The organism is Microbispora sp. H10830, from assembly GCF_014161375.1.
GTDB lineage: Bacteria > Actinomycetota > Actinomycetes > Streptosporangiales > Streptosporangiaceae > Microbispora > Microbispora catharanthi.
The window spans coordinates 158,200-173,033 of sequence record NZ_JABBWX010000011.1; the positions used below are offsets into that span (position 1 = coordinate 158,200).

Sequence of the window (14,834 nt, forward strand, 5' to 3'; positions counted from 1 at the left end):
TAAGGTTGAGCGTCAAGGCCACTCAGAGCATGATCACGGCGGTCACGCGTCTCATCAGGGGGAACCGGTTCAGGTCGCCCGAAACTTTCGGCTACGATCTGCTTCATGCCAGTGAAGAGGCGGGTGACCATCGCCCAGATAGCGGAGGAGGCCGGAGTCTCCGTTCCGACCGTGTCCAAGGTGATCAACGGCCGTCCCGAGGTCGCGCCGGAGACCCGTCAGCGGGTGGAGCGCCTCCTCCAGAAGCACGGATACCAGCGCAGGACGGGGCAGGGCGACGGCCCGGTCGGTTTACTGGACCTGGTGTTCGCCGAGATCGAGAGCCCGTGGGCCATGGAACTGGTGCGCGGGGCCGAGCAGGCGGCACACGAGGCCGCCGCGAGCGTGGTGATCTCCGTGCTGCACACGCACGCGGGCCCCGGCCGTGACTGGCTGGAGCGCATCGCGGCGCGGCGCACGGACGGTGTGATCATCGTCAGCTCCCGGCTCTCGGTGCGCCAGCAGGGCCAGCTCAGCGCCCGTTCGATCCCGTTCGTCGTCGTCGACCCCGAGGGCGAGCCGCCGCCCGGCGTGGCGTCGGTCGGCGCGACCAACTGGCACGGCGGCCTCGCGGCCACGCGCCACCTTCTCGACCTCGGTCACACCCGGATCGGCATGATCGGCGGTCCGCCGGACATGCTGTGCAGCCGGGCCAGGATCGACGGCTACCGCGCCGCGCTGGAGACCGCCGGGGTGTCCATCGACCCCGAGCTCATCCGCTACGGCGACTTCCTGGTCAACTCGGGCCACGACGCCGGTCACGCGCTGCTCTCGCTGGACAACCCCCCGACCGCCATCTTCGCCGGCAGCGACATGCAGGCGTTCGGCGTGTTCGAGGCGGCCCGGCAGCGGGGCCTGCGGGTGCCCGAGGACCTCAGCGTGGTCGGCTTCGACGACCTGCCGCTGTCCCGGTCCGCGTGGCCGCCGCTGACCACCGTGCGCCAGCCCCTGGAGGAGATGGCCGCGCTGGCCGCGCGGATGGTGCTGGCCATGGGCCGGGGCGAGAACACCGAGGCGCGCCGCGTCGAGCTGTCCACCGATCTGGTGGTCCGGGAGAGCACCGCACGGCCCCGGTGAAACCGGGCTCGCCCCATGATCGTCCAAAATGGGAGCGCTTGGACGAATGGGGGCGGGATGGCCGACGAACACGCTAAGGTTTCTGCGGATATCGCCGGGTTCGCGGGACGGGGCTGACGGTTGCGGAGTTCGCGTGGAGCGGCCGTCACGGCATTCGCCGCGGCGCTCATGCTTCTGGGAGGTTCCGGGTCGGCGGCCCTCGCGGCGCCGGTCCGCCATCACGCCGGGACGGTGCGGGCCGGGACAGTATGGTCCGGGACGGTGCGGGGCGCGGAGCACGCGGCGGCCGCCCCGGTGTCGGCGGTTCCCGGCAGGCGGGCGGCCGGGGCGGCGGAAGGGCCGTCCGTCGAGGAGCATCCCTGTCCGGTCGCCGTGCCGTCCGGCACGACCTGCGGCTACCTCCTGGCCCCCGAGCGGCGTGACGTCCCCAACAGCAGGACCATCAAGGTCGGCTACGCGGTGCACCGGGCGTCACAGGCCTCAGGACAGGCGGCCGACCCGGTCGTCTACATGAGCGGCGGGCCGGGATCCGCCTCGCTCCAGCTCACCGGGTTCCTCTCCCAGATGTTCCCCGGCCGCGACGTGGTCGTCCTCGAACAGCGCGGCGGGCGCTACTCCGAGCCCAGACTGAACTGCCCCGAGATCGTCCGCGGGGTCGTGGACACCCTGCGCACGCCCGGGCCCGCGTCGGCCGAGACCGCCCCGCTCGCCGGGCAGGCGCTGGCCTGCCAGTCGCGCCTTGAGGGCGAGCACGTCGACCTGCGCGGCTACCGGACCGCCGAGATCGCGGCCGACGTCGTGGACCTGCGTGCCGCGCTCGGCTACCCGCGGTGGTACCTGTTCGGCGTCAGCTACTCCACCCGCCCGATGCTGCTGGCAGCGGCGCACGACCCGCAGGGCACCCGAGGGGTCGTGCTGGACTCGCTGCTTCCCGCGGGCGCCCGCTGGTACGACGAGTCGTCCGCCGCGCTCTCGGCGACCATGACCAAGCTGGGGATCGCCGCCCGGTTCGACGCCATGGTGAAAGCGCTCAACGCGCACCCCGCGACGTACGAGACCCGGGACCCGCTCACCCGCAAGCGGCTGACGGTGCAGCTCAACGGGGACGACGTCGCGACGATCCTCGGCGAGGCGCTGCACGAGACCGAGGTGATCCCGATCGTGCCGGCCCTCGTGGACGGGCTGGCCTCCGGGCGCACCGAACTGCTGCAACCCCTGGTCGACGCCGCCGGCGGCGGGCTGACCTCGCACGAGTGGGGCCTGTACTACGCCGTCCAGTGCCAGGACGAGACGCCGTACAACTCCTTCCCCGCCTCGCGGGGCCCCCGGCTGTTCACCGGGGTCGTCGACGCGGCGGTCTGCGGCGCCTGGGATCTGCCGGCCGCGCGGGCCGACGCCGACCTGCTGACCCCGCACGCGTCGGTCACCCCGGCCTCGTCGGACGGCACGTCGATCGAGGGGGCGTCGTCGGAGGGGGCGACGCCGCCGGTCCTGGTCCTCGGCGGCCAGTACGACCCCACCACCCCGCCGGAGGCCGCGCGGCAGGCGGTGTCGGCCGTGCCGGGCGCGCGGTTCGCCGAGTTCGCCGGGGTCGGGCACGCCGTCTTCCTGTCGAGCGCCTGCAGCCGCCAGATGATCGCCGCGTTCCTCGACGACCCGGCCGCGACGGCCCGCGCGTGCGACCCCGGCGCCGCGCCGTACCCCATCGTGCGTCCGGGCGACCTGCTCCTCACGTCGTCGGCCTACCGGATGTCCCGGTCGCCGATCCCGCTGGGCGTCCCCGCGGTTTTCCTGCTCGTGTCGGCCGTCCAGCTCGTCGCGGGGCTGGTTTCCCTGCTGCGCAGGCGCGGCGGCGGGCTGAGCGCGCTCGCGGGCCTGGCGGGCGTCGCGCTGTGCGGGCTGTCGGCGCTCAGCCTGTCGGGGATCCAGGACGTGACCACGCTGGCGATCGGGGTGCCGCACGCCCTGGCCTGGTATGGCCTGCTGGCCCTCGTCTCCACCGGGCTGTCGATCGTCGAGGCGTTCCGGCTGAACGCCGCCGCCGCCCGAATCGTCCCCGTCCTGACCGGCCTCGCCTTCCTCGCCTGGCTGTACGGCTGGATGCTGTCTTGATCAAGCTTGCCTTAAGTGCTGATTAAAAGGAAAGTTTCTTAATAGAAAGCATTGACGCGGCTGTTCCGGCGGCTTACGTTCCGATCAACCCCTGGGGGGCGGGGTGTGGAGGATCGGCACTTCGCCTGTCGGAGGTATGGCTGTGCGCCTGTTGAGATCATCGTTGGCACGGACCGCTACGGCGGTCTGCGTCGCGTTCGCCGCCGGGGCCGCGGCACTGGCCGCGACCGGCGGGGCCGCCGGGGCGGCCGCCGCCGACGAGGCGTGCCGGCCCGACGGGCTCTACCGGACGCCCGGCGTGGAGGTCCCCTACTGCCTGGCCTACGACACCGACGGCCGCGAGAAGATGGGCGGGGACCACCCCCGCCGCATCATCGGCTACTTCACCGGCTGGCGCGACGGCTCCAACGGGCAGACCCGCTATCTGGTCAAGGACATCCCGTGGGGCAAGGTCACCCACATCAACTACGCGTTCGCCCATGTGGGGCCGGACAACAAGATCTCCGTCGGGTCGGACACCGCGAAGAATCCGGCCGTCGGCATGACCTGGCCCGGCGTCGCCGGCGCCGAGATGGACCCGGCGTACTCCTACAAGGGCCACTTCAACCTGCTCGGCAAGTTCAAGAAGCAGTTTCCGGACACCAAGACCCTGATCAGCGTGGGCGGCTGGGCCGAGACCGGCGGCTACTTCGACGACGCGGGCAAGCGGCAGGCGAGCGGCGGCTTCTACACGATGACGTCGACCCAGGCGGGCATCGACACGTTCGCGGACTCCGTCGTGTCGTTCCTGCGCACGTACGGCTTCAACGGCGTGGACATCGACTACGAGTACCCGACGTCGAACAACGACGCGGGCAACCCGCTCGACCGGCCGATCGCCAACTCCAAGCGCGCGACGCTGATGAAGGGCTACGCCGCGCTGATGAAGACGCTTCGCGAGAAGCTGGACCGCGCCTCAGCCGCCGACGGGAAGTACTACATGCTGACCGTCGCCGCGCCCGCGTCCGGCTGGCTGCTGCGCGGCATGGAGACCTACCAGGTCACGCAGTACCTCGACTACGTCGACATCATGTCGTACGACCTGCACGGCGCGTGGAACAAGTACGTCGGCCCCAACGCGTACCTCTTCGACGACGGCAAGGACGGCGAGCTCGCCGCCGCCGGCGTGTACGGGGCCGGGCAGTACGGCGGCATCGGCTACCTCAACACCGACTGGGCCTACCACTACTTCCGCGGGGCCATGCAGCCGGGCCGGATCAACATCGGCCTGCCGTACTACACCCGGGGGTTCAAGAACGTGCAGGGCGGCACGAACGGGCTGTGGGGCACCGCCGCAGCCACCACCTGCCCGGCCGGCTCCGGCCTCACCACCTGCGGCGACGGCGCGGTCGGCATCGACAACCTGTGGCACGACCTCGACGACGACGGCAAGGAGTCCCCGGCGGGCTCCAACCCGATGTGGCACGCCAAGAACCTCGAGAAGGGCATCCTCGGCGACTATCTGGCCGCCTACGGCGTCACGGACACGTCGCTGACCGGCGCCTACGCCCGCTACTACGACTCGACGCTCACCGCTCCCTGGCTGTGGAACTCCACCAAGAAGGTGTTCCTGTCCACCGAGGACGACCAGTCGGTGGCGGCCAAGGCCGACTACGTGATCTCCAGGGGCATCGGCGGCACGATGATCTGGGAGCTGGCCGGCGACTACGGCTGGAACTCGGCCAAGGGCCAATACGAGCCCGGCGCCACGCTGACCACGCTGATGTACGACAAGTTCAAGGCCGCCACGCCGTACGGGAACGTGCGGGCGACCACCCCGATCCCGGCGCAGAAGCTGGACATCTCGGTGGAGTTCCGCGACTTCGCCCTGGGTGACAACAACTACCCGATCAACCCGAAGATCCACATCACCAACGACTCGGGCGTGACGCTGCCGGGCGGGACGGAGTTCCAGTTCGACTACGCGAGCTCGGCTCCGGGCAACGCGGCCGACCAGTCGGGCTTCGGCTCCACGGTCATCCGCAGGGACCACACCGCGCCCGACAACGTCGGCGGTCTGAGGGGCGACTACAACCGGGTGTCGCTGAAGCTGCCGGGCTGGCAGGCCCTCGCGCCGGGCGCCTCAGTGGACGTCGCCTTCGTCTACTATCTTCCCACCTCGACCCCCTCCAACTGGACGGTCTCCTTCGGCGGCGCGACGTACGGCATCACGCAGGACCTCGCCAGGGGCGGCGTGACGGCCTCACCCTCCGCTTCCCCGTCCGGCTCCCCGTCGGCGTCTCCCAGCGCGTCGCCGTCGGCCGGGACGTGCACGGCTCCCGCGTGGTCGTCCACGACCGTCTACACGGGCGGCAACCTCGTCTCGTACGCCGGCCACACGTGGAAGGCGCAGTGGTGGACCCAGGGCGAGACGCCCGGCAACGCCCAGGTGTGGCTGGACCAGGGGCCCTGCGCGTCCGCCTCGCCCTCCGCCTCTCCCTCGGCCTCCCCCAGTGCCTCGCCCAGCCCGTCTCCGAGCGCCTCGCCGTCCGCCTCGCCGTCCGCCTCGCCGTCCGCGTCGCCTTCGGTTTCGCCTCCGGTTTCGCCGTCGGCGAGCCCCGGCGGCTACCCCGGCTGGGCGGCCGGCACGGCGTACGCGACGGGTGACCGGGTGACCTACGGCGGCGTGGTCTACCAGTGCCGTCAGCCGCACACCGCCCTGGCGGGCTGGGAGCCGCCGAACGTCCCCGCCCTCTGGACCAGGCTCTGACCCACTCCCCTGCCCGTACGCCCCGCGGCGACTCGCCCGGACGTACGGCACAGCCTCCGGGCCGTCCCGGACCGGTGACACCGGTACGGCCCGGAGCCGATGCCCGGCGGTCTCAGCCGATCACACGTCGAGAGACCGCCGGGCGTCGCGCCGTCCGGGGACCTTCTCATCGCTCCGCGCTCAGACCCCGGGCGCGGCGGGCGACGTTCCTGCTCACCAGCAGCATCCCGCCGACCGAGGCCAGCATCCCGGCGGCGATGACCGGCACGACGGCCCCGAACCCGGAGGCCCCGGCGACGAGGCCGAACAGCGGGGGGCCGAGGAGCGCGCCCACGCTGCCCATCTGGGCCACCATCCCGGTGCCCACATCGGCGTGGTCGAGGCGCTCCAGCACGAAGGGAAGGGCGGCGAAGGCCAAGGCGCCCAGCACCCCGTTCTCCAGCGAGACGATCCCCGCGCCGGTCGCCGCGGCGGCCAGCGGACCGTCGGCGCCGTAGACCAGCCAGGCGGCCGGCACGACCAGCAGCCCGGACACGGCGAGCGCGGCGAGCGGCACACCCCGCCGGAGCAGGACCCCCACGGACAGCCCGCCGAGAACGCCGACGAACGAGATCGCCGAGGTCAGGGCCCCGGCGGCGCCGGCGGAGCTCGCGTGCTCATCCACCAGGAGCGTGGGCAGCAGCACGACCACCGGCATCGTCACCAGCACCATCAGGCAGAAACACACGGTGAGCAGCGCGGGCCACGCCAGCGCCCGCGCACCGGGCACGGACCCGGCGGCCGCGCCGGAGGCGGACGTCCGCGGCAGCCGCACCCGGACGGCCACCGTCATCAGCAGCGTCAGCCCCGCGATCAGCAGCACCCAGCCGCGCCAGCCGAGGACCTCGCCGGCGGCGCCGCCCACGAGGGTGCTCACGCCGATGCCCACCGGGACGAACGTCGCCCAGACGGACAGGGCGACCCCCCGGTCCCGTTCCTCGGCGAGGTGGAGGACCAGCGCCGGGCAGGCGATGGTGACCACGAGATAGCCGGCGCCCTCGGCGACGCGGGCGGCCAGCAACCAGGCGAAGCTCCCCGCGGCCGCGCTCAGCGCGCTCGCCGCCACCATCAGCGCCAGGGCGGCGACGAGCGACCTGCCCGCACCGAACCGGCGGACCAGATAGCCCGCGGGCAGCCCGGCGACGGCGCCCACCCCGACCACCGCCGAGATCGCCCAGCCCAGTTGCGACAGCGACAGCCCGAGCTCGCCGGCCATCGACGGCCCGACCGCGGCGAACTTGCCGTAGCTCATCGCCGCCACGACGCCGGCGAGGTAGATGACGACGATCGTCAGCCACGGCGAGCGCCGCACCGGCGCCTCACTCCGCTCGGATCCGCCCACGGTCGGCTGGGGGGTCAATGAGCCCTCCTTCGCGCGGTGTCGTCAGGCCGGATTCCACTCAACCAGGAGAATGCGTACGCCGTCCGGCACATCACCGTAACCGATCACCACGGCACGGTCCGCAGCCGTCGCCGGTCCGCCGCGCGGCATGCACGGGCTGCGATCAGTGGGACCATGGCTGGGTCGGCGCCGGCAAAAGGAAGGCAAGGCAGGTGGACCAGGTCGCCCGGATGTGCAACGACGCCCCGACCACGCGCGGCGGTCGGCGAAGGACCGGACGGACCGCACCGCCCCCGGCGGCCGCGCGCGCCGTCCCGCCGCGTAACCGGCCGCGGGTGCTCGCCGTGCCGCGTGGCCGGCTGCGGGCGCTCGCCGTGCCGCTGCTGGCTCTGCTCTCGGTGATGCTGATCGCGACGCCCGCGCGGGCCCACGACGTGCTCGTCGCCAGCGACCCCAAGGACGGCGCGGTCCTCGGCGCCATGCCCGCCTCGGTGACGCTCACCTTCGACCAGGCCGTACGCCGCGACTTCGCGCGGCTCGCCGTCACCGGGCCGGACGGCGCCCACTACGAGCTGGGCGAGATCACGGTGGACGGCAGGAACGTCTCCATCGGTGTGCGGACGGGCACCCCCGCGGGGGCGTACGCGATCGGCTACCGCATCGTGTCGAACGACGGCCACCCGGTCACCGGCGCCGTGAAGTTCACCGTGACCGGCGGGGGCGCGGCCCCCGGGGCGGTCACCGCGCCGACGGCCACCCCCGCGCCCGGCACGGCCAACCCCGTCACCGCGAACTCCGGCGCTCCGACGACCGGCGTGGGGACGGCCGGTCAGGGCGGCGGAAGCTGGGTATGGGGGCTGCTGGCCGTGACCGCCGCGCTGCTGGCGCTGTGCGCCCGCGTGCTCGTGCGGCACGACCGGCGCCTGCGCGACGGGACGATCCCGGCTCCCCCGGCGGCGGGGACGCCACGGGCGGCCTCTCCAGGCGACCCGGAACCGTCGGAAACACCCGCGTCGCAGACAGAGGCGCCAGAGACAGAGGCGCCAGAGACAGAGGCGGCGGGCACACCTGCGGCGGGGGCACCGGCGGCGGATTCCGGCGCGGAAGGCCCGGCCGCCGGACGCTCCACCGCCGCCGGGACCGGTGCGGGAAGCTCTCCGGCCTCGGGCGGCGCCGCGTGACCACGACCTCGGAGCCTCGCGTCTCGGCGGGCCGGTCCGGCTCCGGAACCGAGCACGCCCGCGCCCGGGTCCCGGCGGCGGGGCTGACCGCCGGCGCCCTGCTCGCGGTCGTGATCGCGACCTGGCTCACCCTGCCAGGAACGGCGCCCGGGCTTCCCATGCCGGGCACGATCGTGGAGTACGGACTGCCGGTCGTCCGGCTCGTGCTCGACCTGGCCGCCACCGCGACCATCGGACTCAGCCTGCTCCCCAAGCTTCTCGGCTTCGACGACCCGGACCGGACCGAGCCGCTCGCCGCCAGGGCCCGGCACTGGGCCGTGCTGTTCTCGCTGGTCTGGTGCGCGGCGGCGCTGGTGTCGGCCGTCCTCAGCGCCGCCGAGGTCACCCCGGGCGTGTTTCCCGACGTGGCGGCGTACGTCGACGGCATCGGCGCGGGGCAGGGCATGATCGTGAGCGCGTCGTGCGCCCTGGCCAGCGCCTCCGTGGGGATGCTGGCGGTGCGGTTCGGCGAGAAGGTGCCGGCCGAGCTGCGGGTGCTCGTCGCCGGGTTCGGGCTGCTGCCGCTCCCGGTCACCGGCCACGCCTCGAACTGGTACTGGCACGACCTCAGCATGGTCTCGATGGAGTTGCACGTCATCGGGGCGTGTGCCTGGGTGGGCGGCCTGGTCGCGCTCGCCGTCCTGCTGCCGCGTCATCGCGACCTGCTCGCCCGCACGCTGCCCCGGTTCTCCCGGCTGGCGACGTACGCGCTGGTCGTCGTGGGGCTGTCCGGGCTCTTCAACGGCCTGGTGGAGCTTCTGCTCACGCCCGGCGAGAGCTTCCCCGCGTCGCTGGTCACGACGGGGTACGGCCGGCTCGTGGTCGCCAAGGCGGTGTTCACCGGCGTGATCGCACTGCTGGGGGGCAACATCCGCTGGCGGCTGCTGCCGGCGGTCACGCGTCAGGCCCCGACCGCGTTCGCCGCCTGGGCGGCCTTGGAACTCACCGTGATGGGCCTCGCGTACGGCGTCGCGGTCGCACTGACCAAGACCCCGGTGGCCTGACCCACCAAGACCCCGGTGGCCTGACCCAGGGCCCGGCCCGGCCCGGCCCGCCTCCGAGACGCCGAGAGCCGCCCCCGGCGAGGGAGCGGCTCAGGAAAGGCGGGTGAGCGCGGGCGCGGGCCGTCAGGCCGTCGGCTTCGACACGGTGGCGGGTGCGGGAGTCGCCTCGGACGCCGGCTCGGACGCCGCCTCCGGCGCGGCAACGCGCGCCGGGCCGGGCTCGGCCGTGACCACCGTGTGCGCGGGCCGCGTCTCGCTGGCGATCCTGTCCTCCGCGGCGGCGGCCGTCAGCCCCTTGCGGCCGGCGAACCACTCCACCGCGTACCACACGACGGCCAGCGCGGCGAGCGCCACCGGCCAGGCCCGCGGCGCGTACGGCGGGGCTTCGAGCACCCGGTCCTGCGCCAGCAGCCCTCCGTACACCGCGGCGGTGGCGAGCACCGCGCCCACGAGCGGCCGCAGTTGCCTGATCGGCACCAGGAAGGCCAGGTCGACGGCGAGTCCGGCGAGCAGGAAGAAGAACGGGATGGTCGACGGCGGGAACCCGCCACCGACGAGCAGCGGCCAGATCAGGCACCGGTAGGCCACGTATACCCCGGCGATCGCGGTGGCCGTGTAGCGGCGGCCGACCATGACGCGGGCGAAGACCAGGATCGCGACGCCCACGACCCCCGCGTACAGGGCGTAGACGACGTCGGGGATCGGCAGCGAGAACTTGAGCACCATGGCCCGGTCGACGCCCCGGCCCATCTGGTTGGCCGCGAATTCGAGCAGCGTCGGCTCGGCGTACGGCTGCCCGCGGTCCCAGGAGGCCAGCTCCAGCACGCCGTACTCCTGCTGCAGCTCGGGGAAGTGCGCGTTCTCCAGGAAGAAGGCGAACAGGCCGCCCAGCACCAGCGCACGCCGGCCGCGGGTGATCCCGGCGTACCGGCCCGAGCCGAGGTACCAGCCGCGGATCGCTCCGGCGAGCATCAGTGCGGTGCCGATGTACAGCAGGGCGTGAGAGGGGCTCCACGCGGTGATGTCGATCCCGTTGACCCGGTGGTTGATCAGGTCGAGCGGGATCGCAATGAGGAAGACCCCGGTGCCCCACACGATCAGGCGGGAGGACGTGCGGTCCACTCCGTAGCCGGTGTACCAGTGCACGATGGTCAGCGCGACGGCGATCACCGTGCCGACCGTGTTGAGCAGGTGCGGCGGGGCCAGGTCGTCGCGCAGCCACCTGAAGTGCCACGACACGTCCCAGCTCGACCCGAGCACCTTGAGGACGAACGCCGCGAGCCAGCCCAGGTAGAGCACCCGGAAAAGGTCCTGCGGCGTCTGCCTGCCCGCCTCCCCCCGCGTCCAGTACGGAAGAGCCCACTCGATCGCGCGAGCGGGGATCTGCTTGAGCGGCGTTCCATTCACGCGCGAAATGATGCCGTTCCCTATGGTGGGACGCAATCAGGGTTTACCCCGATGCATCATCACGATTCGTGCGCGGACCGGGTCGGCGCCCGCAGACGCGGCGGTTATCCACAGGCGCGGCGGCTCCTCAGCGGTCTCTCAGCAGAGACAAGTAGCATCGCGACATGACGTTTCCGGGTGGGCGGCGTGCCCTCGCGATCGTGGTCACGCTGGTCATCCTGATGGCCGGAGGCGTGGCGTGGGCCCTATGGCCCTCTGGCCCCGTGGTGAAGGGACGTGACCTGGTCATCCCCGTCGTGGACGGACCGGCCGGCGACCAGCACGTCGATCTCGACGCGACCTTCTATCCCCCGGCCTCCGGCGGCAGGGCTCCGGCCGTGCTGCTCGCCCACGGCTTCGGCGGCAGCAAGGAGAGCATGCGCGAGCAGGCGGGACGGCTCGCCGCGCAGGGCTACGCCGTGCTGACCTGGTCGGCTCGCGGGTTCGGCCGCTCGACCGGGCAGATCGCGCTCAACTCCCCCGACTACGAGGTCAAGGACGTTCGGGGGCTGATCGACTGGCTGGCCAAACGCCCCGAAGTGCGTCTCGACGCCCCGGGCGACCCGCGCGTCGGGATCGCCGGCGGCTCGTACGGCGGGGCGATCGCGCTGATGGCCGCGGCCTACGACAGCCGCGTCGACGCGGTCGTCCCCCAGATCACCTGGTACGACCTCGCCGACGCGCTCTTCCCCGACGCCTCGGGCAAGGGTCCGCTCAACGGCGTCTTCAAGAAGATGTGGGCCGGCATCTTCTTCAGCGCCGCCGCCGACCGGCTGGCCCCGGACGGCGGCCTTGGCGCGGGCGGCCTGGCCGGCCTCACCGGCGCGGCCGCGGGCTCCGGAGGCGACGCGTCCGGGGGCCGGGTGACCGGGCGGACGCCCGGGATCGAGCAGGTCCAGTGCGGGCGGTTCCTGCCGCAGATCTGCGAGATGTACCAGAAGGTGGCCGAGACCGGCCGGGCCACCAAAGAGGCGGTCGATCTCCTGCGGCGGTCGAGCCCGATCTCGGTGCCCGGCCGCATCAAGGTGCCGACGCTGCTGATCCAGGGCCAGCGCGACTCGCTGTTCCCGCTTTCGCACGCCGACGCCAACGCCCGGGCCGTCGCCGCCACCGGCGCTCCGGTCGAGGTCGCCTGGTTCAACGGCGGCCATGACGGCGGCGACGGCGAGGCGGACTGGCTGTCCGACCGTACGACCGGCTGGTTCGACCGCTACCTCAAGGGGTCCTCCGTCGCCGAGGGCGACTCGACGGCGTTCACCGTGACCAGGGACGGCGGCCGGGACCCGGGCACGCGCCGCCCCGTGCTCCTGCACGCCACCGCCGACCGCTACCCCGGCCTGCCAGGCGGGGAGCGCACCACGGTCGCGCTCAACGGCCCCCAGCAGCCGATCGCCAACCCGGCGGGCGGGTCGCCGTCGTCGATCTCGGCGGTCCCCGGCCTCGGCGGGCTGCTCGGCGGAAACAGCGGCGGCGCGTCGATCGCGCTGGACATGCCCGGCCAGGCGGCCGCCTTCGAGTCCGCCCCGCTGGCCAGGCCCGCGCAGGTCACCGGCAGCCCGACCGTCACGATCAGGGTGTACGGCACGGGTGAGGCCACGCTGTTCGCCAAGCTCTACGACGTCTCCGGAGGGTCGCTTCCGGTGCTCCCGTCGAGCCTCGTCTCCCCACTGCGGGTCACCGCGAGCGAGGCGGGCACGCCGGTCACCGTGACGCTTCCGGCCATCGACAGGCGCTTCGACGCCGGGCACAGGATGCGGGTCGTCGTCTCGACCACCGATCTCGGCTACGCGACGCCCGCCGCCCCCGCCGTCTACCGCGTCGCGCTGGAGTCCCCCACGCTGGAGCTGCCCGGGGACGCGGCGCTGCGGACGCCCGCCACCGGCCCGGCGTGGTGGACGTGGGCCATGCCGCTCGCCGCGATCGCGGTCGCGGCCGTGCTCCTGCTGACCGGCAGGGCCAGGCGCGGCGGAGACGCGGGTGACGACCCGGCGGTGGACGCCGAGTCGGCCGATGTGCCCTTGGTGATCAGCGGGCTGGGCAAGCGCTACCGCAACGGCGAGCGGGCGGTCGACGGCCTGTCGTTCCGGGTCGAGAAGGGCCAGGTGCTCGGCCTGCTCGGGCCGAACGGCGCGGGCAAGACCACCACCATGCGCATGCTGATGGGTCTCATCCACCCCGACGAGGGCGAGATCCGGATCTTCGGCACCCGTGTACGGCCGGGGGCTCCGGTGTTGTCGCGGCTGGGGTCGTTCGTCGAGGGCCCGGGGTTCCTGCCGCACCTGTCCGGCCGGGCCAACCTGGAGCTGTACTGGCAGGCCACGGGACGACCGCCGCAGGACGCCCGCATGGAGGAGGCGCTGGAGATCGCCGGGCTCGGCGCGGCCCTGGAGCGCGCGGTGCGCACCTATTCCCAGGGCATGCGCCAGCGCCTCGCCATCGCGCAGGCCATGCTCGGCCTCCCCGACCTGCTCGTGCTGGACGAGCCGACCAACGGCCTCGACCCGCCGCAGATCGCCGAGATGCGCCGGGTGCTCAAGGCGTACGCCGAGCGGGGGCGCACCGTCATCGTCTCCAGCCACCTGCTCGCCGAGGTCGAGCAGACCTGCACCCACGTGGTCGTCATGCACCGCGGGCGGCTGGTGTCGGCCGGGCCGGTCGGCGACCTGCTCGGCACCGCGCCGGCCGCCAACGGCGCCGGCCCCCGCCTGGAGGACGTGTTCCTCGACCTGATCGGAGAGAGCCGTTGAGCCCGGCGAAGCGACCCGCCCCGGACCTGACCGGACACATCCACGACGGCGGGCGGGCCACGCCGGTCGCCCAGGACGAACCGGACACGCGCGGTGACGCCGTGGGAGGCCGGGCGCCCGGCTACGCTCCGGGACGCACGCTGCCGCTGCGGGTGGAGTTCGTGCGGCAGCTGCGGCGGCGCCGCACCATGGCGATGTTCGCCGTACTGCTCGCCCTGCCGTGGGTGCTCGTGGTGGCGTTCCAGTTCGGGCCGGCCGGGCGGGGCCAGGGCAGCCTGCGGCTGTCGGATCTGGCCACGGCGGGCGGGCTCAACTTCGCCGCGTTCGCCCTGTCGGTGTCGGCCAACTTCCTGCTGGTCGTCGCCGTGGCGCTGTTCTGCGGTGACACGGTGGCGAGCGAGGCGAGCTGGTCGTCGCTGCGCTACCTGCTGGCCGCGCCGGTTCCCCGCGACCGGCTGCTGCGCCAGAAGCTGGTGGTGGCGCTGGCGTACTCGGCCGCCGCGGTGACCGTGCTTCCGCTGATGGCCCTGCTCGCCGGCACGCTGGCCTTCGGGTGGAACGACATCACCGTGCCGGGGACCGGCGAGGTGATCCCCGCCGCCGACGTGCTGCCCAAGTTCGCCGTCGTCATCGGCTATGCCCTGGTCAGCCAGCTCGTGGTCGCCGCGGTCGCCTTCCTGCTGTCGGTCGGCACCGACTCCCCGCTCGGCGCGGTCGGCGGCGCGGTCGGCCTGGTGATCGTCAGCAGCATCCTGCAGGCGGTCGAGGCGCTGGGCTCGCTGCGCGAGTTCCTTCCCACGTTCTGGAACTCCGCGTGGCTCGACGCGCTCGCGCCGGAGCCCGACTACAGCGGCATGGTGAAGGGCGTGGCGGTCTCCGTGACCTACTCCGCGGTCCTCGTCGCCCTGGCCTTCCGCCGCTTCCGGCGCCGGGACATCGTGTCCTGATGCGAACCCGCGCCTTCCCCGGGCCTTCCGGCTAGCCGGAAGGCCCGGGGAAGGCTGGCGGTGGGACCGGAATGGAGGCTGCCAGCGAAGACGGGCCCCCGCCGGCGGAGAC

General features: G+C 73.1%; 9 protein-coding genes. 7 read left to right on the plus strand and 2 right to left on the minus strand.

From position 1 onward, the window contains the following. Positions 1–105 precede the first annotated feature (105 nt). The 3 genes from HHX35_RS26660 (at position 106) to HHX35_RS26670 (ending at position 5,977) form a co-directional block, all read left to right on the plus strand. Positions 106–1,116: a LacI family DNA-binding transcriptional regulator gene (locus HHX35_RS26660; RefSeq protein WP_079316791.1), complete on the plus strand. Its 1,011-nt coding sequence runs from the start codon at positions 106–108 to the stop codon at positions 1,114–1,116. Positions 1,117–1,377: 261 nt separating this feature from the next. Continuing rightward, positions 1,378–3,228 carry an alpha/beta hydrolase gene (locus HHX35_RS26665; protein WP_182901462.1) on the plus strand — a complete coding sequence of 617 codons (1,851 nt, stop codon included), beginning with the start codon at positions 1,378–1,380 and terminating at the stop codon, positions 3,226–3,228. 163 nt (positions 3,229–3,391) lie between these two features. Next, complete coding sequence (locus tag HHX35_RS26670; protein ID WP_310739324.1) at positions 3,392–5,977, plus strand: chitinase C-terminal domain-containing protein; 2,586 nt, start codon at positions 3,392–3,394, stop codon at positions 5,975–5,977. A gap of 166 nt (positions 5,978–6,143) precedes the next feature. Here the strand turns inward: HHX35_RS26670 and HHX35_RS26675 are convergent, their stop codons facing one another. Next, positions 6,144–7,376: an MFS transporter gene (locus tag HHX35_RS26675; RefSeq protein ID WP_182901464.1), complete on the minus strand. Its 1,233-nt coding sequence runs from the start codon at positions 7,374–7,376 to the stop codon at positions 6,144–6,146. A gap of 194 nt (positions 7,377–7,570) precedes the next feature. Here HHX35_RS26675 and HHX35_RS43795 point away from each other — a divergent pair, with 194 nt between their 5' ends. Together HHX35_RS43795 and HHX35_RS44785 are read left to right on the plus strand one after the other, a co-directional pair. Further along, positions 7,571–8,539: a copper resistance protein CopC gene (locus tag HHX35_RS43795; protein WP_310739325.1), complete on the plus strand. Its 969-nt coding sequence runs from the start codon at positions 7,571–7,573 to the stop codon at positions 8,537–8,539. Further along, the gene (locus HHX35_RS44785) at positions 8,536–9,582 is read left to right on the plus strand and encodes a CopD family protein (RefSeq protein WP_310739326.1); all 1,047 of its coding nucleotides are present in this window, start codon (positions 8,536–8,538) and stop codon (positions 9,580–9,582) included. Before HHX35_RS43795 ends, HHX35_RS44785 begins: the two co-directional genes overlap by 4 nt. 123 nt (positions 9,583–9,705) lie before the next feature. On the opposite strand, the gene HHX35_RS26690 is transcribed toward HHX35_RS44785, so the two are convergent. Beyond that, positions 9,706–10,989, minus strand: a complete 1,284-nt coding sequence (locus HHX35_RS26690) for a hypothetical protein (RefSeq protein WP_182901465.1) — start codon at positions 10,987–10,989, stop codon at positions 9,706–9,708. A 164-nt stretch (positions 10,990–11,153) separates the two neighbouring features. Between HHX35_RS26690 and HHX35_RS26695 the strand changes: the two genes are divergently transcribed. Both HHX35_RS26695 and HHX35_RS26700 read left to right on the plus strand, forming a co-directional pair. Then, positions 11,154–13,775, plus strand: coding sequence for a CocE/NonD family hydrolase (locus tag HHX35_RS26695; protein WP_182901466.1), 2,622 nt, complete (start codon positions 11,154–11,156; stop codon positions 13,773–13,775). Further along, complete coding sequence (locus HHX35_RS26700; RefSeq protein WP_310739327.1) at positions 13,772–14,722, plus strand: ABC transporter permease; 951 nt, start codon at positions 13,772–13,774, stop codon at positions 14,720–14,722. Before HHX35_RS26695 ends, HHX35_RS26700 begins: the two co-directional genes overlap by 4 nt. The last annotated feature ends 112 nt before the right edge of the window (positions 14,723–14,834 follow it).

Coding starts and splice junctions, on each gene's coding strand:
- HHX35_RS26660 (WP_079316791.1), top strand. CDS start 106: ATGCCAGTGAAGAGGCGGGTGACCATCGCCCAGATAGCGGAGGAGGCC.
- HHX35_RS26695 (WP_182901466.1), top strand. CDS start 11,154: ATGACGTTTCCGGGTGGGCGGCGTGCCCTCGCGATCGTGGTCACGCTG.